We start from the raw sequence: 22,857 nt of genomic DNA, 5'->3' as shown, positions 1-22,857 counted from the left end.
GGGCGGCCTTTCAGGCGACGGAGTGGGAGGGGGTGTCGGTCGCGGGCTCGGGCCACACGACCATGCTCTTCCCGAGGGAGCCGGAGTCGACGTCCTTCCAGGCCTGCTCGGCCTGGTCGGGCGTGTACTCGTGCAGGATCAGCGGCGCGACGGACAGCCCGCGGGCAGCGACGTCATCGACCATCTCCTGCAGGTCAGGCGTCGAGTAGACCCACGCACCGACGACCGTGAGCTGCTTCTGGATGATCTGCGCCCCGACGTCGATCGAGGTCTCGTCGTCGCCGAACCCGACCATGACGACGCGACCCCAGGTCCGCGCGGCGTCGAGCGCCGCCCGTCGACCGGCCGAGACCCCGGTGGCGTCGATGGCCAGGTGGGCGCCGCGGCCACCGTTGACCGCGGACACCATCTCGGCCACGTCACCCTGGGTCGGGTCCAGCGCGACCGTCGCTCCGTGCTGGAGGGCGAACTCGCGGCGCTCCTCGACGGGGTCGATCGCTATGACGCGGGCTCCGCCCGCCGCCGCGAAGTACGCCGCGCACAGCCCGACCTGGCCGAGCCCGACGACGGCGACCGTCTCCCCCGCCGTGAACCCACCGCGCTTGAGCGCGGCGTACCCCGTCCCGGCGCCGCAGGCGTAGAACGCGCCCTCGGTGAAGGAGACGGCGTCCGGCAGCACGGCGCAGTCCCGGGCCTCGGCCAGCATGAAGTCGGCCATGGCGCCGTCGCGGTCGAAGCCGTAGGTCTGCTTGTCCTCGCAGTCGATGTCCCACCCGCGGCGGCACGACAGGCAGACGCCGCAGCCGGAGAGGTGGGCGACGGCGACCCGGTCGCCCACGGACAGGTGGGTCACCCCCGGGCCGACGTCCGCGACGACACCGGCCGGCTCGTGGCTGCAGATGATGTCGGGGTCGATCGTGAGGCCGCGCATGATCTCGGCGCGGCGCTCGGAGGCCGGCTTGCGGTACAGCATGTGGATGTCGCTGCCGCACAGACCCGCTGCGCGGATCTCGACCAGCACCTGTCCCGATCCGGGCTGGGGGCGTGGACGATCGACCACACGCGTCTCGCGGTCGCCGGGAAGAAGCACTGCGCGCACGGAACTGACCTCCGTCGTCGGTCGCCTGCCACGGCAGGCGGAAGCGGGTGAAGCACGGGCGTGGGGGCGGAGACGCCGCCGGGCGGCGTCGCCTCGGAAGGGCGCTCGACCGCCCGAGGACCGGCCGCCGCTGACCTGCAGCGGGGACCGGCTCGGGTCATCACTGAACCAGGGCCCCGAGGAACGTGTCAAGCATGTCGAGCAAAGTTTTCAGGTCATCTGAGGACTGCGCATATGCCACTATCGCCCCAGGTCAGAGTCAGTTGACGGGAGTTTGTTCCAGACCTAATATGCGAGTCCTCTGATGAGTTGGCGTGTTGCTGAGCTGCTGCGAGGAGCGGCGTCCGTCGGGCAAATCCGGGCCGGTCGTGACGCCGGCTCTCTGGTTGCCACAGCGGCCGTCGTGCGCAAGGCTGCCGCCGAGCACGGGGCGACCCTCGGGCGCACGAACTGCCGGAGGTCCGGTTCGCTGATCGACTTCGACACCATGAGAGGGTCCTGAGAGATGCCCAGTGAACGAGTCGTCGTCCGCAACAAGCTGTCCGACACGGTCGCCCAGAAGCTCGAGTCGCTCATCGTCGCGGGCGAGTACGCCGTCGGGGCCAAGCTGCCCAACGAGAAGGTCCTCGCCGAGGAGTTCGGCGTGGGTCGCAGCTCCATGCGCGAGGCGGTCCGGACCCTGGAAGCGGCCGGTTTCCTGCGCAGCGCGCACGGCGTCGGTGTCTTCGTGGTCACCGATCGGCCGCGCCCGGGCCAGATCGACCAGTCCTTGCTGGGCGGCATCACGATGAGCGACCTCTTCGAGACCCGGATGGCGATCGAGAGCAAGGCCGCCGAGCTCGCCGCACGACGCCTGACCGACCACCACGCAGAGCTCCTCCGCTCGATCGTGGCCTCGGCGAGCGACCCCGAGATCTCCGAGGCCGACTTCGTAGAGCTGGACGGCCGCCTGCACCGTCAGGTCGCCGAGGCCAGTGGCAATCCCCTGCTCCTGCACATGTGGGAGTCGATCTCGCCCCAGTTCGAGGAGTACTCCCTCAAGGTGATCGGCCTGCCGGGACGACTCCAGCGCGCCCACGCCGATCACTGCGGCATGGTCGACGCCATCCTCGCCCGCGACTCCGAGCTCGCCGCGCGGCGCGCCCACGAGCACGTCGCGGCCGTCCAGGCCGAGCTCCAGGGCGGCGACGACGCCCGCCGCACCGTGGACTGACTCCTCGCGGGGCTTGCGCCGGCCGCCCGCGACTCGCCCGCTCGCGCGTTTCCGTGTCCATGCCGCGAGTGCCCCCGCCTGATGGAGGTGGTTCACGTCGGCCTGGGCGCCGACCCGGCCAAGCCCACCAAGATCGCGGAACCGATGCAGCACGTCGGCCCGTCGGACGGCGAGGCCTGGCGGGCCTGGGACATCGAGGTGGTCAGCGAGCCGTTCACCGTCGAGACCGAGGACACTGAGACCGCGCTGTCGCGGCTGCACGACCACGCCCAAGAACGCGGTTGGGACCTGGTCGTGGCCTCACCGAGCTTCCGCTACGGGACGGCGACGGCCGCTACCTGCTGGTCGAGACCGATCCGCAGCAACGGGCAGCGGTGCTGTCACTGCCCGCGCTGGGCGGGCTCGGCATGCACCGACGCAGCCGGCACGCCCTGCACAAGCTCATCAGCGGCATGGCCGACGCCTCCTCGGAGGGCGACTACCGCGTACCACTGCCTCGCCGGCGCGGCCGCTGGCGCCTGCTCCTGCTCCTGCTCCTGCTCCTGCTCCTGCTCCTGCTCCTGCTCCTGCTCCTGCTCCTGCTCCTGGGCATGGTGCTGGCGAACCGACCCTGGCTGCTCGTGCCCGGACTCAAGTCGGCGCTCGTCGCGGCGCTGACCACGGGCGCCATCGCCACCATCAACTCGACCATGTGGCTGCTCGTCGGCTCGTTGTCGTGGTGGCGCCTGGTCATCGCGACGGTCGCCTCCATCGCGCTGGTCGTCGGCTGGCTGGTGATCGACGGCCAGCTCTGGGACCCACCCGACGACGACAGCCCCACAAGCGCGGGAGAGGTCGCGTCTCTAGAACACCTCGACGCTGCTGACGCTGACCACCGGGGTGGTGATCTGCTACGTCGCCCCGGTGGGCGCTGTTCGTCCTGACCCGGACCTGATGGGGAGCTACCTCAAGCAACACTCGACTACGGCGACCTCTTCGTGCTGGCCTGGTTCGTCGCTTCTGCGGCCACCGTCGGTGGCGGGCTGGGCAGCGGGCTGGAGTCGGACGAGGCGATCCGCGCGGCCACCTACTCCAAGCGCGAGGAGGAGCGCCGCCACCGGCTCGCACAGGAACGGGCCTGACGGTGACGACGCCCGCATACCGGATGCGTGCGGTCACTGCCCCAGGTTGGCGACCAGGTTGATGGCCACCGCCATGACTCCCGTGCCGAACGCATAGGACAGCAAGGCATGTCCCAGCGCGATTCGCCTCATCCGGGTGTTCGTCGGCTCGGTCTCGGAGACGGCGAACGTCATGCCGCCGCCTATGTGCCGGTACCGGCCGGGCTCGACCCGCGCTGGGTGTCTGGAGCACGCTCTACGGTGACCTCATGCCGACGGCCCGCAGACGACGGCTCCTGAGAGCCGCCAGTCTACCGGCCGCGTACTGGGGGGCGCTGGCACTGCTCGTGCGACCGGCGTACATCGCGACTGAGTTCGTCGTCGCGGCCGCGACGAACGGCGGTTACAGCTTCCTCGCCGACTCGGTCAGCCGCCTCGGAGAGGTCGGTTGCTCGGCGGCGTACTGCTCGCCGCGTCACGAGGTCATGAGCTGGTCGTCCATCGGGTTCGGCGCGTTGCTGGCCGGCGGCGCAGTGCTGCTCCGGCGGGCTCTGGGGCCATGGGTGACGGGACTGCTTGCGATCTCCGGGCTCAGCTCCGCCGCCACGGGTCTTGCGCCTCTCGACCAGGACCCCGCGCTGCACGCGCTCGCCGCGGCACCCCTGTTCGTCGCTCAGCCGGTCGCGCTGGTCGTGCTCGGTGCCCGGTTGCGGCATGTCCGGCCCCGGTTGTCCCGGGCGATCCTCGCGACGGGAGTCGTGGCCGGCATGGCGGCCGTGGCGTTCGTGCTCTCCAGTGATGGCCCCACGTCAGGGGCACTCGAACGCCTCGCCCTGTGGCCGGTGCTCGTCGGGCTGGCCGCATTCGCATGCACGTTGGTGTCGACCGATGACCGTTCGGGACCCGGTGGGGTCAGCGCAGGCACCACTCCGCCGCGTGCAGCGGACGCTGCGGGTGGGCTCAGCGGCGAGGTGGCGATCCAGCCGCAGACGCCCGCGGGCTGAGCGCACAGGTCTGGGCGAGACCGAGGGCCCAGCACGTCGGGCACCCGCGCAGCAGCACCGCCGCCGGGACGACGAGCAGCAGCGCGAGCGGTCCCAGCCACGGCACCAGCACGAACGCCGCCACCATCATCGGCAGGCCCAGCGCCCCTCGGACGAGGTGCCTACCGACGCTGCGGCTGGCGAACATGGTGTCGAGCTGGCTCATGCCGGGGATTCGACGCCGACGCGGCGAACGGATGGCCTGCCACGCTCGGTGGCTCACGGGTCCGAGCTCGCCAACGCGTCCAGGTCGCGGGTGCAGAACCCGTGGTGGGCCCACTCCTCGTCGAGCACCGTGCCCAGGCACTGCCGGACGGTGCGGCCCGCGGCGTACGGCGGCCACCTGCCGTCGTCCGGCACCGGCGCGGTCCGCGCGAGCTGGTCGGGCGTGACCCCGGCCAGCCACGTCTCGACCTCCGAGGCCTGCCGGTCGCGGACGGCGAGCACCTCGTCGAGGCTCGGGCGCGCGGACGTGTCGAGCCCGATGCCCTCCTGGTCCATGACCGACGGCGGCCCGAGACCCATGGCCGTGAACGGCTCGCTGAGCCCGAGCACGCAGCGTCGGAACCAGGAGTCGTGCACGAAGACCAGGTGGCGCAGGGTCTCGACCATCGACCACTCACCGCCGACGGAGCGGTGCTCGCTGCCCTCGGGCATCGACCGGACCCGCTCGGCGGTCGCCTCCCAGTCGTCGCGCAGCTGCCGCCATCCCCGGCGCAGGTCGTCCGGGTCGTCGGAGCGGATCAGCAGCCGCACCGGGTGACGGCGGTCGAGCTCCGCCTCGACGTACCCCATCACCTCGACCCCGTTGACCACGAGCCGGGTGACCAGGCCGTCGATCACCGCGTCCTGCATGACGACGCCGACCATCCGCGCCCCGCTCAGGTCGCACTCGCGGAACTCCGCGCCGGTGAGGTCCTCGTCGTCGAAGCGTCGCACGCCGTCACGCTAGGCCGTGCTCCGCCGGAACGCACTCGATCAGCGCGGCAGCGCGACCGGCCGGAGGGTCGTTCAGCGGCCCGGGTCCCGCCAGAACGGCAGGTCGGCTCCCGCGGCCACCGCCTCGGCGGAGGTGGTGACGTCGACGCGGGGGTCGCCGGCGATGGCGAACAGCACGTCGGTGGAGATCGGCATCTCCAGGTCGCGCGGGTCACCGGTGATGGACGGCCCGGCGTAGAACAGCAACGCGGCGCTGTCGCCCTTCTCCACCACCACGTAGACCACGCCCGGGTCCTCCTCCGGCGCTTCGTCCTCCCACATCAGCACGCCCTGGTCGGTCTCCACGCACCCGGCGAGCGAGGCCGTCGCCCGGGCGTCGCAGTCGACGAGGGAGGTGTCGAGCCCCTCGCCCACCGCCAGCACCAGCACGTCCCCGTCGTACTCGCCGGTCGAGCCGTACCGGAGCTCGGCCCCGACCCCACCCCGGGCGAACTCCTCCGCGGCATCGCTCTCCCGCGCCGCCGAGTCCGGGGTACCGGCGTGCTCGGCCGCGACGTGGGCGAGCGCCCGCGCCGTCGTCGGCTCCCGCCCTCCGATGCCGGCGTCCGTCTGGGCCGCCCGAGTGCCGTCGCCGCAGCCGCTCAGCCCCAGGGCGAGCACGGCGCCGACCAGGACCGCCGAACGCATCTCCATCGTGCTCCTCACCGGTGCCGGGCCCCGCGGGCCTGTGCTCGGGATCCTCTCAAGCCGGGTCAGGACCTCTCGCGATCGAGGTGGTCGCGGAGGTCGCCCAGGGTGGACGCGAACGCCGCGGCGTGGTCCTCGCTGGAGATGCCGTCGGGGACGTCGGTGGCCGTGATGACGACGCGGGTCCCCTCCGCGACCGGCTCGAGCGACCACGTCAGCGTCATCGTCCCGGCCAGGTCCGGGTCGTCGGAGACGAACTCCGCCTGCTCGACGAGCCGGTGGGGCGCGTCGAGGTCGAGGAACCTGACCTCGACGACGTCGGTGCCCCCGCCCGACTTCCCCGGGGTCGACTCGTCGTCGTAGGTCAGCGTCATCCGGTAGCCGCCGCCCGGCCTGGCGTCCGCGGTCCTGGCTGCTTCGTCGACCAGCGCGGCGAAGACCTCGGCCGGCGTCGCCTCGACGACGGCCTCCCCGACATCGGTGTGGGTCATCGGACGACCGTAGGCGAGACCGGCACGTACCCTTGACAACTTTTCTCGTCAAGGCGCAGAGTGGCGGGCATGCAGGACGTCGAGGTCATCGAGAGCACGGAGGCGGCCGCCGCCGCGCTGGACCCGGTCCGGGCCCGACTGCTGGCCGAGCTCGCGGTCCCGGCGTCCGCCGCAGGGCTCGCCGCCCGGGTCGGCATCGCGCGGCAGAAGGTCAACTACCACCTCAAGGCGCTCGAGGCGCACGGGCTGGTCGAGCTGGCCGGCGAGCGCCGGCACGGCGGCATCACCGAGCGGGTGCTGCAGGCGTCGGCGGCGTCGTACGTCGTGTCGCCGGCGGCCGTGAGCGCGTCCGCCGCCGACCCCGACGCCAACGCCGACCACCTGTCGGCGGGCTACCTCGTCGCACTGGCGGGTCGGCTGGTGCGTGAGGTCGGCGCCCTGGCGCGCCGGGCCGGCGCGTCCGGCAAGCGCCTGCCGACCCTGACCATCGACACCCGGATCGGCTTCCGGTCGGCCGCCGACCGGGCCGCCTTCGCCGACGACCTGACCGCTGCCGTGCTCGACCTGGCCGCTCGCTACCACCACGACGACGGGCGCCCGCACCGACTCATCGTCGCCGCCCACCCCCTTCCCGAGGAGAACCCATGAGCACCACCCCGAACGTCCCGTACCGCCTCGAGTTCAGCGTCGAGGTCCCCGGCACCCCCGAGCAGGTCTGGCAGGCCATCGCCACCGCCCAGGGCATGAGCGCCTGGTTCACGCCGACGACGATGGAGGAGCGCGAGGGCGGCTCGCTCCACTTCGACATGGGCCCGGACATGGGCTCGGACGGCCAGGTCACCGCGTGGGAGCCGCCGCGCCGTCTGGTCTACGAGGAGGACTGGGCCGCGCTCATGGGCAAGGAGCCCGACGCGCTCAGCCCGCTCACCTCGGAGTTCATCGTCGAGGCGCAGTCCGGCGGGACCTGCGTCGTGCGGGTCACCAGCAGCGGCTTCGGGACCGGCGCCGCCTGGGAGTCGGAGTTCTGGGACACCATGGCGCCCGGCTGGACGCCATTCTTCGACAACCTGCGCCTCTACCTCGCGCACTTCCCCGGACAGGAGGCCACCCACCTGGAGGCCACCGCCACCCACGCCGGCGACGCCGAGGCGCTCTGGACGACCGTGCGCGACGCGCTGGGGCTGGGCGAGGAGGGCACCGCGGCCGACGTGCGCGGCGCCACGGGCACGGTCGAGCGCGTCGGCGACCGGCAGACGCTGGTCCGGCTCACCGCACCGGTGCCGGGGATGCTCAGCGTCTACACCTGGGACGACGGCGAGGGCAAGGCGACGGCGGGCGTCCGGGCGTACCTGTTCTCCGCCGATGCGGCGGACTACGTGCGGCGCGAGCAGCCGGCCTGGCAGGCCTGGCTGCAGCACGTCTCCGTCCCGGCCTGAGGTGGAGTCGGCGGCGGGCTCGCGGCGCCGACCAGCGGCGCGGGCCCTGCCGACTCAGCGCTCGGCGACCCGGACGTGCACGTCGATGCCGTCGTCCGCCGGGCCCGCGAGGCCGCCGAGCACACCGACGAGCACGCCGATCGCGACCAGCCGGCCGATCCGGGCGCCGACGTGTGACGGCGGGTCCGTGCACTGCCAGGCGTACCAGTCGGAGCGGCGGAACCTCTCCAAGCCGGCGAGGGAGACCGCGGTGGCCGTCAGGGCCAGCACGAGCAGGGCGCCCTCGCCCAGGTCGTCCACCGTGGCCAGGCCGACGAGCTCGGTCAGCAGGCTCAGCGCCAGCACGAGCCGGGCGAGCACCGTCCGGAGGGTGCGGGCGCGGACGACGCCGGCGGCGACGTACCCCACGACGAGCGCGCCGAGGACGACGGAACCGAGGACCGACTCCGGGTCGCCGAGGCGCCCGCCCCGTTCGAGCAGGGGAACCGCCTGCCCCGCCAGCGACGCCCAGGCAACCACCCAGATGGAGGTCGGGAGAGGGGGCGAGGTGCGCCCTGGCCCGGCTGCCTCCTCGACCGTCACGAGGTCATCGTCGCACCGCGGTCGCGCGACAAATGAGAAGAACCGCCGGGGTCTCGGGTCCCCGGCGGTTCGAGAAGAAGCCAACCACCGAGACCGCAAGATCACCTCGAGAAATCCTCAAGATCTCCGCAACGTGCACGCACGGCCGCCACCCAGGCATGCCCAATCGGGCAGTTCAAGTAGTCCATTGGTACTAGTCCCCGGCGCGTCCTGGGCCCCAGGGGTTCTACTTCTGGCCAGACACCAGAAGTTCCGCTTCTCTCGGGTGGTGCGAGTGTCCATGGGGGACCGATGTCCAAGTGCACCCAGCCCAGAGTCGTGGTCGCGGACCAACAGGCGATGCTCACCGAGTGCCTCGGGGTCGTCTTCGAGATGCGCCAGTACCAGTACCGCGTCGTCCCCATACCGCGCGAGCCGGCGAGCGTGGGGCACATGCTCAGCCAGGTGCTCAAGCTGCGACCCGACGTGCTGGTGATCAACGCCGACCTGGGCCCGACGTGCAATGGGGCGGCGCTGGTCGCGCCGATGACCCGGGCGGGCGTCGCGGTGGTCGTGCTCACCGACACCGTCGACGAGGCCCGCGCCGGCGAATGCCTGCTGCAGGGGGCCCGGGCGGTGCTGCCGAAGAGCGAGTCGCTAGCCGTCGTGGTGTCCGTGATCCGGCGGGTCCTCGCCGGCGAGCCGGTCCTCGACCACGCCGAGCGCGATCGGCTCGTCGCCGCCTACCACCGGCGGGAGTCCCACGAGCACGGCCTGCGCGAGCGGCTCGACCGGCTCTCCCCCCAGGAGTCCGAGGTGCTGCGGCACCTCATCGCGGGCCGGACCACGCGCGAGGTCGCCCAGATGCGGGTGGTCTCCGAGGCCACGGTCCGCACCCAGGTCAAGGCGGTGCTCGCCAAGCTCGAGGTCAGCTCCCAGCTCGCCGCCGTCGCCCTCGCCCGGCGGGCGAGCTGGACGGCGTCGGGGACCGGCCCCCAGGCCGGAGCCGCCCGCGCTCCGCGACCGACCCGGGTCCGCGCCGGGCAGCCGCCTCATCCGGCCGGCGGGACGGCGTTGCGGGCGGCGGCCGCGAAGGCCCCCTGACCGGACGGGGCGGCCGGCGCGGCGTACGACTCCTCGTGGACGACGAGCGGCGAGCGCGAGCGCCAGCCGAACCGCTCGAGGTCGGGCGCGTCGGGCAGCGCGGCGACCTCGCCGACGCAGAGCCACGCGACCGGCCGGACGTGGCCGGGGAAGCCGACGAGGTCGGCGAGCACCTCCTCGCGGTAGAAGCTGACCCAGCCGACGCCGAGGCCCTCGGCGGTCGCGGCGAGCCAGAGGTTCTGGATCGCCAGGCACACCGAGTACAGCCCCGTGTCGGCGATCGCGTGACGTCCCAGGACCCGCTCGCCCGCGGTGGTCGGGTCGTGGCCGACGACCAGGCCGAGGCCGGCCTCGACGATCCCCTCGACCTTGATCCGCGAGAACGTCGCCGCGCGCTCGGGGTCGTCGGCGAGCGAGGCGGCGAAGACCTCACGCTCGGCGGCGACGTGGTCGTGGAACGTCCGGAGCCGCGCCGGGTCCCGGACGGTGACGAACACCCACGGCTGGGACATGCCGACGCTCGGGGCCCGGTTCGCGGCCTCGAGGACGCGGGTGAGCGCCTCGTCGGACGGCGGGCCGGTGAACTCCGCGCGGGTGTCGCGGCGGCGCGCGATCGCGTCGTACAGCTCCACGCTCAGCGCCTCCGCTCGCGGTCGGGGCTGTAGAGGAACGACTCCCCGCCGTCGCGGGCGTCGCCGAGGGCGCGGCCGACCAGGACGACGGCCGCCTGGCGCAGGCCCGCCTCCTCGACCTGGTCCGCGATCGACCCGACCGTGCCGCGCAGCACGAGCTCCTCGGGCTGGCTGGCGCGGTGCACGACGACCACCGGGCAGTCCTCGCCCACGACGGGGGCCAGCTCGGCCGCCAGCTCGCGGGTGCGGGTGATCGCCAGGTGCAGCACCAGCGTGGCGCCGGTCGCGGCGAAGGCGGTCAGCGACTCGCCCTCCCCCATCGGCGTGGACCGTGCGCGGGTGCGGGTGAGCACGACGGACTGGGCGACGTGCGGGACGGTGAGCTCGTGGCCGACCAGCGCCGTCGCGGCGGCGTACGCCGGCACGCCCGGCGTGACGTCCCAGGCGACCCCGGCCGCGTCGAGCCGTCGGGTCTGCTCGTGCAGCGCGGAGTAGAGCGACGGGTCGCCGGAGGTCAGCCGGACGACCGCCTCCCCCGCCTGCGCACCGGCGACGAGGTGGGCGGTGATCGCGTCGAGGTCGAGGTCCTGGGTGTCGACGAGCCGGGCGCGCGGGCCGCAGTGGGCGAGCACGTCGGGGTCGAGGTAGGTGCCCGGGTAGAGCACCAGGTCGGCCTCGGCCAGCAGCCTCGCGGCCCGCAGGGTGAGCAGGTCGGCCGCGCCGGGCCCGGCGCCGACGAAGTGGACCGCGGGGTGGCCGGTCATCGCACGTACCTCGGCGTCCACACGCCCGCCGGCGACACCCGCGTCGAGGAGGCGCCGACGATCAGCAGGCACTTCATGTCGATCGAGGCGGGGTCGAGCTCGCCGAGGGTGGTCACGGTCAGCGACTCCTCGGCCCGGCCGACATCGCGCCCGACGACGACCACGGTCTCCGGCGCGCGGTGCTCGAGCAGCACCGCGCGGGCGGTGGCGACCTGGTCGGTGCGGCTGCGCGAGGCGGGGTTGTAGACGGCCAGCACGAGGTCGGCCTCGGCGATCGCGCGCAGCCGCTTCTCGACGACCTCCCACGGCTTGAGCCGGTCCGAGAGGCTCATGACCGCGAAGTCGGCGCCCACCGGGGCACCCGCCCGGGCCGCGACGGCCTGCACCGCGCTCACCCCGGGCAGCACGCGCACCGGCACCGCGGCGTACGCCGGGTCCTCGGCCGCCTCGAACACGGCCGCGGCCATCCCGAACACCCCGGCGTCCCCGCCGGAGACGACCGCGACGCGCTCGCCGCGGCAGGCCAGGTCGAGGGCCAGCCGGGCGCGGTCGACCTCGACGGTGTTGCCCGACGCGTGCCGGGTCAGGCCCGCCCGCTGCGGCACGCGTGCGACGTACGGCCCGTAGCCGACGACGTGGTCGACCTCCGCGAGCGCGGTCGACGCCTCCGGGGTCAGCCACCCCTCCGGCCCGGGCCCGAGGCCGACGACGAGCAGCTCCGCGGCGCCGCGCTCGGCCCGGCCGACCGCAGCGGGCGCGGGAGCGGCGAGGTCGCGGGAGCGCCGGCCGTTGAGGCTGTCGCCGGTGACGACGACCAGCGAGAAGTACGGCACGGTCGCCTCGTCGACCTCGGCCACCGGCCGCCACTGCTCCTCGGGCATCGAGGCCCGCTCGACGTACAGCGCGTGGTCGAGCCGGCCCGCCTCGGCCAGCGCGCGGCGGACCGCGGGGAAGGTGCGGCCGAGCTTCATGATCACCGCGCCGTCGGTGTCGGCGAGGCGCCGGGCGAGCTCGGGCTGGGGCAGCGTGCCGGGCAGCACGGTCAGCACGTCGGTCTGGCGCACCAGGGGGCTGGCCACCGTCGCGGTCGCGGCCAGGAACGCGGGCACGCCGGGCACGACCTCCGCCTCGTAGCGGGCGGCCAGCCGGTCGTGCATGTACATGTAGGACCCGTAGAACAGCGGGTCGCCCTCGGCCAGCAGCACCACGTCGCGACCGGCGTCGAGGTGCGCCGCCAGCCGCGCGGCCGAGGCCTCGTAGAACTCCGCGAGCGCGCCGGCGTAGCCGCCGGGGTGGTCGGTGGTCCCGGTCGTCACCGGGTAGGTCAGCTCCTCCTCGACGACGCCGTCGGGGATCAGCTCGGCGGCGATGCGGCGGGCGTTGGACCGCTTGCCGGCGGCGGCGTGGTACGCCACGACGTCGGCCTGCTCGATGAGCCGGGCGGCCTTGCGGGTGATCAGCTCCGGGTCGCCGGGGCCGACGCCGACGCCGGCGAAGCGGCCGGTCCTCACTCCTCCTCCTGGGCGATCGCGTTGAGCGCGGAGGAGGTCATCGCGGACCCGCCGCGGCGGCCACGGACGGTGACGTACGGGACGTCGATGCCGTGGTCGGCGGCCAGGTCGACGAGCGCCTGCTTGGACTCCGCCGCGCCGATGAAGCCGACCGGGCAGCCGACGATCGCGGCCGGCCGCGGCGCGCCGTCGACGAGCAGCTCCATCAGGTGGAAGAGCGCGGTCGGGGCGTTGCCGATCGCGACGACGGCGCCCTCCAGCCACGGCTCCCAGAGCGAGACGGCGGCGGCGGTGCGGGTGGTGCCCCACTCCGCGGCCAGGCCCGGCACGCGCGGGTCCTCAAGCATGCAGAGCACCTGGTTGTCGGCGGGCAGCCGGCTGCGGGTGACCCCGCGGACGACCATCGTGGCGTCGCAGAGGATCGGCGCGCCGCCCTCGAGCGCGGCGCGCGCCGCCGGGACCAGCCGCGGGTCGACGAGGAGGTCCTCGGCCAGGTCGACCTGGCCGCTGCCGTGGATCATCCGCACAGCGAGCCGCTCCGCGCTGGGCGGCACCGCCGACAGGTCCGCCTCGCGGCGGATCGTCGCGAACGAGTCGTCGTAGATGGCCGGGCCGCGGTCGACGTAGTCGTAGCGGCGCCGGGGCCGGCGAGGCGTGATCATCGGGTCTCCTCGGGGATCGGCTCGGGGATCGGCTCGGGGATCGGCTCGGGGATCGGCTCGGGGATCAGGACGCCGCGCCACGGCGTGACGACGAGGACGGGTGCGGCGGCGCAGAGCCGCTCGACGGCGGCGCGGTCCAGGCCCTCGTCGGGCACCGGCTCGTGGACGCCGCCGGGCACCGCGCCGTACGGCAGGGCGGGTGCGGGGGGCGGGACGTCGGGGTGGGGTGGCTGCGGGTCGACCAGCCGTACGCCGGGCGCGAGCTCCGCGACGTGCCAGGGGGCGTCCGGGCCGTCGCCGCGGACCTCGAGGAACCGCCGGGCCAGGTCGGCGAGCAGCCGCGGGACGTCGGCGAGAGCGACGACCGGGCCCCAGGTCTCCCCCACGCGCAGCTGCCCGCGCTCGGTGTCGAGCGCGACCACGCCCAGGTCGCAGGAGCGGTCGGCGAGGTCGCCCCGGTCGTCGAGGACGAGCAGGAAGCGGCCGGGCAGGGACGCCAGCCGGGGGTCGGCCCGCAGCTCGGCGTCGAGGGCGTCGACCACCGGGCGCAGGTCGGCGCGCCCGCCTGCGAGACCGGTCTGCGGGGAGGCCATCAGGTTCCGGGCGACGTCGTGGGCGCGGCTGGGCAGCAGGCCGGTCGCCTCGAGGCCGGCCAGCACGTCGGCCGGGAGCCGTTCGGTGCCGGGCTCGGCGGGCAGCGCGCGGACCTGCAGGTTGGCGCGCCCGGTCACGTGCACCCGGCCGTCGCCGTACCGCTCGGCGACCGCGGCGAGCGCGCGCAGCGAGGAGGCCGGCAGCCGGCCGCCGGCCGGGCGCAGCCGGACGAGGAGGCCGTCGGCCGCGGGCCAGGGGCGCAGGACGCCAGGGCAGCGGTCTGGTCGGTACCGGTCCACCGGGGGCTCACCTTGCTCGAGTCCGGGTCCAGTGCGCGGGACCCTCGATGACCCGACGACGGGCGTCGTCAGGGCCAGCAGGTCTTCGGACTCGGATCAACCGGGAGTGGACGCCTTCCCAGGACCCGAGGGCCCCAGTGGCTGCCGTTGCCGGCGTGTCCGTCCCGTCCCCTCACCGCTGCGCGTCAGCTCCGGATTCACACCGGATTCCCTGACCCCACGTGGGAGTACGACTGGCTGCCGCGGACCATACCGGTCCGCGCGGGTCTCAGTCCTCCCGGTCCTCCTGGAAGGTCACCTCGACGGTCTCGAACCCCTTGTGCCGCTGGGCCCGCGCGTACGCCGCGTACGCCCGCCGGTCGGCGTCGGTGAGGTCGACCGCGTCGGTGAACGGGGTCAGCAGCGCGCGCGGCCACAGCCGGCGGCGCAGCACGACGTTGAGCTCCATGCCGAGCACGGCCGACGTGGCGGCGACGTAGGTGACCGCGAGGAGGCCCAGCACCAGGCCGAAGGTCTGGTTCATCGACGACGCCTGGCTGCCCGCCTCCGAGGCGACCGAGGCGCTCACCACCTGCAGGACCTGCCAGAGCACCGCGGTCAGCACCGCGCCGGGCACCGCGGTGCGCAGCCGCTGGCGCCGGCCGCCGCCGACCCAGAGCATCACGGCCAGGATGGCGGCGACCACGCCGACCAGCGCCACCGTCAGCCCCCACTGCAGCGCCGCGGACCCGCCGAGCCGGGCGGCGAGGACCCGGTTCAGCGCCGCGAGGACCGACAGCGCGACGAGCGCGAGGCCGCCGGTCGCGAGCAGGACCAGGCTGCGCACCCGCACGAGGAACGGGTTGGGCCGGCTGTTGCGCGGGACCGACCAGGTGGTGTTGACGGCGTTCTGGAGCGCGGTGCCGAGCCCCAGGGAGCCGTAGAGCGCGGTCAGCCCACCGACGACGATCGCGGCCACCGAGCCCTGCAGCCCCTCCGGCCGGCCGAGCTGGTCGCCCACGACCGGGAAGCTCGCGACCGCCGAGTCGAGGACCTGCGCCCGCAGCTCGGCGTCGCCCTGCAGCAGGAAGCCGAGGATGGACGTGGCGAGCAGCAGCAGCGGCACCACGGACACGAACGCGTAGTAGGTGATCAGGACCGCGAGGTAGGCGCCCTGGTCGTCGAAGAACTTGTAGACCACCGCGAGCGGGAGCGCCACCACCGGGTGCCGGCGCTGCCAGGCGTCCCAGCGGCCGAGGGGACGCCCCTCGTGCTCGACGCTCGGGGGCAGACCGGTGGCGCCCATCGCCCACCCCTCCCGTCGCAGCCCCGCACGGCCCCGCCGACTCGTTACCCGGCTCGGCGGCGCGGTAGCCGGGCGGCGGTCGTCGTCGTGGGTGGCTGGGGCGGGGCTCAGCCCACGCAGAGGCAGAACGGGTGCCCGGCGGGGTCGAGGAAGACCCGGAACGTCGTGCCCGGCTGCTGCTCGGCCTTGGTCGCCCCCAGCTCGAGCACCTGGCCCTCGGCCTGGTCGAGGTCGTCGACCACGACGTCGAGGTGCATCTGCTGCGGCACCTGCTGGCCGGGCCACTCGGGGGCGACGTACCCCTCGACCTGCTGGAAGGACAGGCACTGGCCGTAGTCGGCGCGGACGTCGGCCCACCCCTCGGAGGTCTCCACCTTCCAGTCGAGCAGCTTGCCGTAGAACGCCGCCAGCGCGGCCGGGTCGGGACAGTCGAGCACGACGCTCGGGAAGCGGGCGATGGCCATGGGCCCGACGCTAGACCCGACCACCCCCGCTCGTCACCGGTCCGGGGTGGAGGCGTCCGCCAGCCGCCGGGCGAGGTACGGCGCGGTCGCGCCCACCCCGGCGTCCGCGACCTCCCGCGGGGTGCCCGTCGCGACGACCCGGCCGCCCTCGTCGCCGCCGCCGGGACCGAGGTCGACGACCCAGTCGGCGGTGGCGATCGTGTCGAGGTCGTGCTCGACGAGGACGACGGTGTTGCCCGCGTCGACCAGCCGGTGCAGCTGGCCCAGCAGCCGGGCGGTGTCGGAGGGGTGCAGCCCGGCGGTCGGCTCGTCGAGGACGTAGAGCGTGTGGCCGCGGTTGGCCCGCTGCAGCTCGGTGGCCAGCTTGATCCGCTGCGCCTCGCCACCGCTGAGCTCGGTCGCCGGCTGCCCCAGCCGCAGGTAGCCCAGCCCGACCTCGCGCAGCGCCTCCAGCCCGCGCGCCGCCACGGGCACGTCGGCGAGGAACTCCGCGGCCTCGTCGACCGGCATCGCCAGCACGTCGGCGATGCTGCGGCCGCGGTGGGTCACCTCGAGCGTCTCGGCGTTGTACCGCGCGCCGTGGCAGGTCGGGCACGGCGCGTAGGTGCTGGGCAGGAACACCAGCTCCACCGACACGAACCCCTCGCCCTGGCACGTCTCGCAGCGGCCCTCGGCGACGTTGAAGGAGAACCGGCCCGCGCCGTACCCCCGCGCCTTGGCCTCCGGCGTCGCGGCGTAGAGGCGGCGCACGGCGTCGAAGAGCCCGGTGTACGTCGCCAGGTTGGACCGCGGGGTCCGGCCGATGGGCCGCTGGTCGACCAGCACCAGCCGGTCGATCGCGTCCAGGCCGGTGGCCTCGCGGACGTCGAGGTGGCCGGTGACGGGCCCGGGCCCATCGCCCTCGTCGCCGTCCTCCGGCGCGGGCGCGGCGACGCCGAGGTGCCGGCGGACGACCTCGGCGAGGACCTGGACCACCAGCGTGGACTTGCCCGACCCCGAGGGGCCCGTGACCGCGGTGAACGCACCGAGCGGCAGGTCGAGGGCGACGTCGTCGAGGTTGTGCCGCGTGACGCCGCCGAGGTGGATCCGGCCCAACGGCTCGCGCGGCTCGTGCTCGAGCCGCGGCACGCGGCCGAAGAGGTGGGCGCTGGTCAGGGACTCGCCGACGTCCTCGAGCCCGGCGACGGGGCCGGAGTAGAGCACCTGCCCGCCGCCCTCGCCCGCGGCCGGACCGATGTCGACGACCCAGTCGGCGCGCCGTACGACGTCCATGTCGTGCTCGACGACGAAGAGCGTGTTGCCGGCCGCCTTGAGCCGGTCGAGCACGGTCAGGAGCGGCTCGGCGTCGGCGGGGTGCAGCCCGGCGGAGGGCTCGTCGAGGACGTAGACGACGCCGAACAGGCCCGACCGCAGCTGGGTGGCGATCCGCAGCCGCTGGGCCTCGCCGGGCGAGAGGGTGGTCGAGCCGCGACCCAGGGAGAGGTAGCCGAGCCCGAGGTCCAGCAGCACCTCGATCCGCGCGACCAGGTCCGCGCTGATCCGCACGGCGGCGTCGTCGGGGTCGCCGGTGGCCTGCGGGCGCAGCAGCGCCGCGAGCTCGGTGAACGGCAGCGCGTTCGCCTCCGCGATCGAGACGCCGGCGAAGGTGACCGCGAGGGCCTCCGGCCGCAGGCCGCTGCCGCCGCAGGTGGGGCAGGTGGTGCTGCGGACGAACTGCAGCATCTTCTCGCGCATCTTCTCGCTGGCCGACCCCGCGAGGGTCTGGCGCACGTGCCGCCGGGCGCTGCGGAAGGTCCCCATGTAGTCGCGCCCGCCGCCGCCGTCCTTGTCCTGGGGGCGGATGAGCACCGAGGGCTGCTCGTCGGTGAACAGCAGCCAGTGCCGGTCCTCGGCCGACAGGTCGCGCCAGGGGCGGTCGACGTCGATGCCGAGGTTCTTCACGATCCGGCGCAGGTTGTGCGCCTGCCAGGCGCCCGGCCACGCGGCGATCGCGCCGTCGCGGATGCTCAGCGACGGGTCCGGCACGAGCAGGTCCTCGGCCACGTCGTGGGTGACGCCGACGCCGTGGCACTCCGGGCAGGCGCCGGCGGCGGTGTTCGGGGAGAAGGCCTCCGCCGCGAGGTGCTCCGCGCCGTCGGGGTAGTTGCCGGCGCGCGAGTAGAGGATCCGCAGCAGGTTCGAGAGCGTCGTGATGGTCCCGACGGTCGAGCGCGAGCTGGCGGCCCCGCGCCGCTGCTGGAGCGCGACGGCCGGCGGCAGTCCGGTGATCTCCTCGACGTGCGGCACGCCGACCTGCTGCAGCAGCCGGCGGGCGTACGGCGCCACCGACTCGAAGTACCGGCGCTGCGCCTCGGCGTACAGCGTGCCGAAGGCCAGCGAGGACTTCCCCGACCCCGACACGCCCGTGAACGCCACGATCGCGTCCCGCGGGAGGTCGACGTCGACGTTCTTCAGGTTGTGCTCGCTCGCCCCCCGGACCCGGACGCAGCCGTCCAGCCCGCTCGCGTCGGCGCTCACCCGGCCAGCTCGTCGCGCAGGACCCGCTTGAGGATCTTGCCGCTGGGGTTCTTCGGCAGCGCCGGGCGCAGCTCGATCCGCTTGGGGCACTTGTACGCCGCGAGCCGGCCGCGGCAGTGCTCGACCAGGTCCGCGGCGGTCGCGGTCGCGCCCTCCTTGAGCACGACCGCGGCGACGACCGCCTCGATCCACTTCGGGTCCGCGACGCCGAAGACGGCGACCTCGGAGACGTCGGGGTGGAGGTAGAGCGCCTCCTCGACCTCGCGGCTCGCGACGTTCTCCCCGCCGCTCTTGATCATGTCCTTCTTGCGGTCGACCACCGTGAGCCGCCCGTGCTCGTCGAGGACGCCGAGGTCGCCGGAGTGGAACCAGCCGCCGCGGAACGCCGCGGCCGTGCCCTCCGGGTTGCGCCAGTAGCCCAGCGTCGCCTGCGGGGTGCGGTGCACGATCTCGCCGACCTCGCCGGTCGGCACCGGCCGGCCCTCGTCGTCGACCACGCGGGTCTCGACGTTGAGCACCGGGCGCCCCGCCGAGCCGGCGGCCTCCAGCTGCTCGTGCGGGGGCAGGATCGTGGCGACCGGGGCGATCTCGGTCTGGCCGTAGAAGTTCCACAGGTCGACGTCCGGGAGCCGCTCGAGCAGCTCGCGGAGCACCTCGACCGGCATCGGCGAGGCGCCGTAGTAGCCCTTGCGCAGGGTCGAGGTGTCGGTGTCCTCGAAGGCCGGGCTGCGCAGCAGCGAGATCCACACCGTGGGCGGCGCGAAGTACTTGGTGACCCCGTGCTCGGCGATCGCGGCCAGCACCGCGGCCGGGTCGGGGGCGGGCAGGATGATGCTGGTCGCGCCGAGCATCAGGTCCGGGCCGAGGAAGCAGTCCAGCTGCGCGCAGTGGTAGAGCGGCAGCGTGTGCAGGTCGACGTCGTCGGCCGACATGCCGCCGTCGACGATGCAGCTGGTGTACTCCGCGACCAGCGAGCGGCTGGAGAGCATCGCGCCCTTCGGCCGGGACTCGGTGCCGGAGGTGTACATGATCCGCACCGGCGCGTCGTCGTCGACGTACGGCGCTTCCCAGCCGGCCGGTGCGTCCTCGAGCCACTGGTCGAACGTGCGCGAGCCGCCCGTCCCGCCGCCTGTGCCGCCCGTCCCGATCGTCACCAGGGGCGCCGTGGCGAGATCGGCGGTCTCGAGCGCCTCGGTCATCACGCCGGCGAACGCGTCCTGGGCGAAGGCCAGCGAGACCTCGGCGTCGCCGAGCAGGTAGGCGACCTCCGGGGCGGTCAGCATGAAGTTGACCGGGACCAGCACGGCGCCGCGCCGCGCGACGCCCCAGGCCAGCGCCGCGAACTCCCAGCTGTTGCGGCTCAGCAGCGCCACCCGGTCCCCGGCGCCGATGCCGTCGCGCTCCAGCGACCAGGCCACGGCGTCGACCACGGCGTCGAACCGGCGGTAGGTCAGCGTGGTGGCGCCGTCGACGATCGCCGGCTTGTCGGGGCGGCGGGCGGCGCTGCGCCGGAGCACGTCGCCGAGCCCGTTGCCCCGGGCGACCCGCACGTCGAGGTCCTGGTCGGCGGTCGGGGTGTCGGGCACGGGGCTCTCCTCCTGGTCGGCGCTGCTGTCAGCCGGTGTAGCGCTCCGCGCGGCGCGGGACCAGCGTGGCCACGTCGGCGTGGAAGAGCCGGCTGAGCTCCTCCTCCAGCACCGTGCCCATCCGGCGGCAGAACTCAACGGGTTCCTCCGAGGCGTCGGGCAGCTCGGGGACGATCCGGTCGACCACGCCGAGGTCGCGCAGGTCCTGGGCACGCACGTGCTGGGCCCGCGCCATGTCGGCGGCGTGGTCGGTGTCGCGGTGGACGATCGCGCTCGCGCCCTCCGGCGGCAGCGGCGAGAGCCACGCGTGCTGGGCGGCCACGACGCGGTCGGCCGGCAGCAGCGCGAGCGCCGCGCCGCCGTTGCCCTCGCCGAGCATCAGGCACAGCGTCGGCGCCTCGAGGGTCACCAGGTCGGCGAGCGACCGGGCGATCTCGCCGGCCAGCCCGCCCTCCTCGGCGGCCTTGCTGAGAGCGGCCCCCGGGGTGTCGATGACGGTGACGAGCGGCAGGCCGAGCTCGACGGCCAGCCGCATCCCGCGCCGACCGGCGCGCAGCGCACCCGGTCCGAGCGGGCGGTCGGGCGTCTGGCCGCGGCGGTCCTGGCCGAGCAGCACGCACGGCGCGTCGCCGAACCGCGCGAGCGCGAGCAGCAGCCCGGGGTCGGTCTCCCCCTGGCCGGTGCCGTTGAGGGGGACGACGTCGGTGGCGGCGTACTTCAGGAGCCGGCGGACGCCGGGACGCTCGGGGCGGCGCGAGCGCACGATCGCGTCCCACGCGTCCTGCTCGGGCAGGTCGGGCTGCTCGGTCGCGGGCACGTCCGCCGCGGGGCGGGCCTGCAGCACGGTCAGCGCGCGGTCGAGGATGTCGGCGATCTCCTCGGGCTCGACGACGGCGTCGACGAGGCCGTGGGCGTGGAGGTTCTCCGAGGTCTGGACACCCTCGGGGAACTTCTCGCCGTAGAGCGCCTCGTAGACCCGGGGGCCCAGGAAGCCGACGAGCGCGCCCGGCTCGGCCACCGTCACCTGGCCGAGCGACCCCCACGAGGCCATCACGCCGCCGGTCGTGGGGTGGCGGAGGTAGACGAGGTACGGCAGCCCCGCCGCGCGGTGCGCCGCGACGGCGGCGGAGATGCCGGCCATCCGGACGAACGCCGGCGTGCCCTCCTGCATCCGGGTGCCGCCGGAGGCCGGGGCGGCCAGCAGCGGGATGCCCTCGGCGGTCGCCCGCCGGACCGCCGCCACCACCCGGTCGGCGGCGTCGCGGCCGATCGACCCGGCGAGGAAGCGGAACTCCGAGACGATGACCGCCACCCGGCGGCCGCGCATCAGGCCCTCGCCGGTCAGCACGGACTCGTCGACCCCGCTCTTCTCCTCCGCGGCCGCGAGCTCCGCGGCGTACTCCGGTGAGATGCCCTCGCGCACGGGACGGCTGTCCCAGGAGGTCCAGGACCCCTCGTCCAGGACGAGCTCGATCAGCTGACGGGCGGACGGGCGGCGTACGGTCACGACCCCGACGCTATGTGCAACGGCGTGATCACCGCCGTGGCAAGAGTTGCCATTCAGCGGCCCCGGCAGTACCAGTAGCGTCACAGGCATGTCCGCACTGCTCGACGATGTCCTGGTCCTCGACCTCACCCGCGCCCTCGCCGGGCCGCACGCCGCGATGATGCTCGGCGACCTCGGCGCCCGGGTGATCAAGGTGGAGAGCCCCACCGGTGACGACACCCGGAGCTGGGGGCCGCCGTTCATGGACCCCGAGGACCCCGACGCGTCGCGGGAGTCGACGTACTTCCTCTCGGCGAACCGCAACAAGGAGTCGATCACCCTCGACCTCAAGGACCCCGCGGACCAGGACGTCCTCGCCCGGCTCGTCGAGCGCGCGGACGTGCTGATGGAGAACTTCCGCGTCGGCGTGCTCGACCGGCTCGGCTTCCCCGTCTCCCGGCTCCACGAGCTCAACCCGCGGCTGGTCGTCCTGCAGATCACCGGCTTCGGCCACGACGGCCCCGAGGCGACCCGCTCCGGGTTCGACCAGATCGCCCAGGGCGAGGGCGGCCTGATGTCGCTGACCGGCCTCACCGAGCCCACCAAGGTCGGCGTCCCGATCGCCGACCTGCTGGCCGGCATGAACGGCGCGTACGGCGTCGTCGCCGCCCTCTACGAGCGCGAGCGCACCGGCAAGGGCCGCGTCGTGCACACCTCGCTGCTCGCCGGGATGGTCGGCGTGCACGCCTTCCAGGGCACCAAGTGGACCGTCGCCAAGGAGGTCCCGGGCCTCGCCGGCGGGCACCACCCCTCGATCGCGCCGTACGGCATGTTCCGCTCGCGGACCGCGCCCGTGCAGATCGCGTGCGGCTCCGAGAAGCTGTGGCAGGCCTTCGCCCGCGAGTTCGACATCGACCCGGCGGGCGAGGGGTTCGCGACCAACCCCGAGCGGGTCGCCAACCGCGACGCGCTCATCGAGGTGATCGAGGGGCTCCTCGCCGACCTCGACGCCGAGAACGTCCTCGCCCGCCTCGACGCCGCCGGCGTCCCCGCGGGCAAGGTGCGCTCGCTCGACGACGTCTACTCGTGGGACCAGACCCTCTCCCAGGGCCTGCTCCTCGACGTCGACCACCCCACCCTCGGCCCGGTGCAGCTGCCCGGCTCGCCGCTCCGCTTCGACGACAACGCCCACTCCGGTGGCCGCGAGACCCACCAGGCCCCGCCCACCCTCGGCCAGCACAACGACGCCGTGCGCGCCTGGCTCGACGAGGCCTGAGGCCCCGGGCCGGCTCGCCGCTGGCGCTGCCTCTGGCGTCGATCCTCCGTGGCGGGATAGTCACAGACGTTCCTGCCCCTCACGGACCCACCGGAGGGCAGAAACGTC

General features: G+C 74.2%; 25 protein-coding genes and 1 riboswitch. Of the genes, 8 read left to right on the top strand and 17 right to left on the bottom strand.

The features are described 5' to 3' along the window. Positions 1-10: 10 nt before the first annotated feature. Positions 11-1,021: a zinc-binding dehydrogenase gene (locus tag AB0N29_RS09625; RefSeq protein ID WP_364866163.1), complete on the bottom strand. Its 1,011-nt coding sequence runs from the start codon at positions 1,019-1,021 to the stop codon at positions 11-13. A gap of 583 nt (positions 1,022-1,604) precedes the next feature. Here AB0N29_RS09625 and AB0N29_RS09620 point away from each other — a divergent pair. The 3 genes from AB0N29_RS09620 (at position 1,605) to AB0N29_RS09610 (ending at position 3,433) form a co-directional block, all read left to right on the top strand. Next, positions 1,605-2,312 (top strand): FadR/GntR family transcriptional regulator, encoded by a 708-nt coding sequence (locus AB0N29_RS09620; RefSeq protein ID WP_364866161.1) that lies wholly within the window; start codon positions 1,605-1,607, stop codon positions 2,310-2,312. 374 nt (positions 2,313-2,686) lie between these two features. Then, positions 2,687-3,235: a hypothetical protein gene (locus AB0N29_RS09615; RefSeq protein WP_364866159.1), complete on the top strand. Its 549-nt coding sequence runs from the start codon at positions 2,687-2,689 to the stop codon at positions 3,233-3,235. A gap of 54 nt (positions 3,236-3,289) precedes the next feature. Beyond that, entirely contained in the window at positions 3,290-3,433 is a 144-nt protein-coding gene (locus tag AB0N29_RS09610) for a hypothetical protein (protein ID WP_364866157.1), read from the top strand. A gap of 33 nt (positions 3,434-3,466) precedes the next feature. Here the strand turns inward: AB0N29_RS09610 and AB0N29_RS09605 are convergent, their stop codons facing one another. Next, entirely contained in the window at positions 3,467-3,607 is a 141-nt protein-coding gene (locus tag AB0N29_RS09605) for a DUF1345 domain-containing protein (RefSeq protein ID WP_364866154.1), read from the bottom strand. A 74-nt stretch (positions 3,608-3,681) separates the two neighbouring features. Here AB0N29_RS09605 and AB0N29_RS09600 point away from each other — a divergent pair, with 74 nt between their 5' ends. Continuing rightward, complete coding sequence (locus AB0N29_RS09600; protein ID WP_364866152.1) at positions 3,682-4,416, top strand: DUF998 domain-containing protein; 735 nt, start codon at positions 3,682-3,684, stop codon at positions 4,414-4,416. Here the strand turns inward: AB0N29_RS09600 and AB0N29_RS09595 are convergent. The 4 genes from AB0N29_RS09595 to AB0N29_RS09580 form a co-directional block, all read right to left on the bottom strand. After that, positions 4,373-4,621, bottom strand: a complete 249-nt coding sequence (locus AB0N29_RS09595) for a hypothetical protein (protein WP_364866150.1) — start codon at positions 4,619-4,621, stop codon at positions 4,373-4,375. The two genes, AB0N29_RS09600 and AB0N29_RS09595, sit on opposite strands and share 44 nt — an antisense overlap. Before the next feature lie 53 nt (positions 4,622-4,674). Next, positions 4,675-5,394, bottom strand: coding sequence for a DinB family protein (locus AB0N29_RS09590; RefSeq protein WP_364866147.1), 720 nt, complete (start codon positions 5,392-5,394; stop codon positions 4,675-4,677). Between the two features lie 72 nt (positions 5,395-5,466). Continuing rightward, positions 5,467-6,087, bottom strand: a complete 621-nt coding sequence (locus tag AB0N29_RS09585) for a hypothetical protein (RefSeq protein ID WP_364866145.1) — start codon at positions 6,085-6,087, stop codon at positions 5,467-5,469. Between the two features lie 59 nt (positions 6,088-6,146). Continuing rightward, a complete protein-coding gene (locus AB0N29_RS09580; RefSeq protein WP_364866143.1) occupies positions 6,147-6,572 on the bottom strand; it encodes an SRPBCC domain-containing protein in 426 nt (141 codons plus the stop codon). Positions 6,573-6,641: 69 nt separating this feature from the next. On the opposite strand from AB0N29_RS09580, the gene AB0N29_RS09575 reads away from it, so the two are divergent. Together AB0N29_RS09575 and AB0N29_RS09570 are read left to right on the top strand one after the other, a co-directional pair. Then, complete coding sequence (locus tag AB0N29_RS09575) at positions 6,642-7,220, top strand: helix-turn-helix domain-containing protein (protein ID WP_364866141.1); 579 nt, start codon at positions 6,642-6,644, stop codon at positions 7,218-7,220. After that, the gene (locus tag AB0N29_RS09570) at positions 7,217-8,008 is read left to right on the top strand and encodes an SRPBCC domain-containing protein (protein ID WP_364866139.1); all 792 of its coding nucleotides are present in this window, start codon (positions 7,217-7,219) and stop codon (positions 8,006-8,008) included. Before AB0N29_RS09575 ends, AB0N29_RS09570 begins: the two co-directional genes overlap by 4 nt. 54 nt (positions 8,009-8,062) lie before the next feature. Here AB0N29_RS09570 and AB0N29_RS09565 read toward each other — a convergent pair whose 3' ends face one another. Next, positions 8,063-8,590: a hypothetical protein gene (locus tag AB0N29_RS09565; RefSeq protein ID WP_364866137.1), complete on the bottom strand. Its 528-nt coding sequence runs from the start codon at positions 8,588-8,590 to the stop codon at positions 8,063-8,065. Positions 8,591-8,881: 291 nt separating this feature from the next. Here AB0N29_RS09565 and AB0N29_RS09560 point away from each other — a divergent pair, with 291 nt between their 5' ends. After that, entirely contained in the window at positions 8,882-9,673 is a 792-nt protein-coding gene (locus AB0N29_RS09560) for a response regulator transcription factor (RefSeq protein WP_364866135.1), read from the top strand. Here the strand turns inward: AB0N29_RS09560 and bluB are convergent. The 10 genes from bluB to AB0N29_RS09510 form a co-directional block, all read right to left on the bottom strand. Continuing rightward, positions 9,622-10,305, bottom strand: coding sequence for a 5,6-dimethylbenzimidazole synthase (bluB, locus tag AB0N29_RS09555; protein ID WP_364866133.1), 684 nt, complete (start codon positions 10,303-10,305; stop codon positions 9,622-9,624). The genes AB0N29_RS09560 and bluB overlap by 52 nt on opposite strands. Before the next feature lie 2 nt (positions 10,306-10,307). Beyond that, positions 10,308-11,069 (bottom strand): cobalt-precorrin-4/precorrin-4 C(11)-methyltransferase, encoded by a 762-nt coding sequence (locus AB0N29_RS09550; protein WP_364866131.1) that lies wholly within the window; start codon positions 11,067-11,069, stop codon positions 10,308-10,310. Next, on the bottom strand, positions 11,066-12,580 hold the full coding sequence (locus tag AB0N29_RS09545; protein ID WP_364866129.1) for a precorrin-2 C(20)-methyltransferase: 1,515 nt from the start codon (positions 12,578-12,580) through the stop codon (positions 11,066-11,068). The genes AB0N29_RS09550 and AB0N29_RS09545 overlap by 4 nt, the downstream gene beginning before the upstream one ends. Continuing rightward, positions 12,577-13,242: a precorrin-8X methylmutase gene (locus AB0N29_RS09540; protein ID WP_364866127.1), complete on the bottom strand. Its 666-nt coding sequence runs from the start codon at positions 13,240-13,242 to the stop codon at positions 12,577-12,579. The genes AB0N29_RS09545 and AB0N29_RS09540 overlap by 4 nt, the downstream gene beginning before the upstream one ends. Next, entirely contained in the window at positions 13,239-14,135 is an 897-nt protein-coding gene (locus tag AB0N29_RS09535) for a nitrite reductase (protein WP_364866124.1), read from the bottom strand. The genes AB0N29_RS09540 and AB0N29_RS09535 overlap by 4 nt, the downstream gene beginning before the upstream one ends. A 58-nt stretch (positions 14,136-14,193) precedes the next feature. After that, positions 14,194-14,388: riboswitch (cobalamin riboswitch) on the bottom strand. Between the two features lie 15 nt (positions 14,389-14,403). Further along, positions 14,404-15,420, bottom strand: a complete 1,017-nt coding sequence (locus AB0N29_RS09530) for a YihY/virulence factor BrkB family protein (protein WP_364866122.1) — start codon at positions 15,418-15,420, stop codon at positions 14,404-14,406. A 107-nt stretch (positions 15,421-15,527) separates the two neighbouring features. Beyond that, positions 15,528-15,884 (bottom strand): VOC family protein, encoded by a 357-nt coding sequence (locus AB0N29_RS09525; protein ID WP_364866120.1) that lies wholly within the window; start codon positions 15,882-15,884, stop codon positions 15,528-15,530. A 33-nt stretch (positions 15,885-15,917) separates the two neighbouring features. Continuing rightward, positions 15,918-18,401 (bottom strand): excinuclease ABC subunit UvrA, encoded by a 2,484-nt coding sequence (uvrA, locus tag AB0N29_RS09520; RefSeq protein ID WP_364866118.1) that lies wholly within the window; start codon positions 18,399-18,401, stop codon positions 15,918-15,920. Then, positions 18,398-19,987: a fatty acyl-CoA synthetase gene (locus AB0N29_RS09515; protein ID WP_364866116.1), complete on the bottom strand. Its 1,590-nt coding sequence runs from the start codon at positions 19,985-19,987 to the stop codon at positions 18,398-18,400. Before AB0N29_RS09515 ends, uvrA begins: the two co-directional genes overlap by 4 nt. 28 nt (positions 19,988-20,015) lie before the next feature. Further along, positions 20,016-21,494: a carboxyl transferase domain-containing protein gene (locus AB0N29_RS09510; protein WP_302269254.1), complete on the bottom strand. Its 1,479-nt coding sequence runs from the start codon at positions 21,492-21,494 to the stop codon at positions 20,016-20,018. 88 nt (positions 21,495-21,582) lie between these two features. Between AB0N29_RS09510 and AB0N29_RS09505 the strand changes: the two genes are divergently transcribed. Continuing rightward, the gene (locus AB0N29_RS09505; protein WP_364866113.1) at positions 21,583-22,749 is read left to right on the top strand and encodes a CoA transferase; all 1,167 of its coding nucleotides are present in this window, start codon (positions 21,583-21,585) and stop codon (positions 22,747-22,749) included. The last annotated feature ends 108 nt before the right edge of the window (positions 22,750-22,857 follow it).

Source organism: Nocardioides sp. NPDC092400, from assembly GCF_040684155.1.
Taxonomy (GTDB): Bacteria; Actinomycetota; Actinomycetes; order Propionibacteriales; family Nocardioidaceae; genus Nocardioides.
Note: the sequence above shows the minus strand (reverse complement) of the source record. Positions and strands in the feature narration are given on the sequence as shown.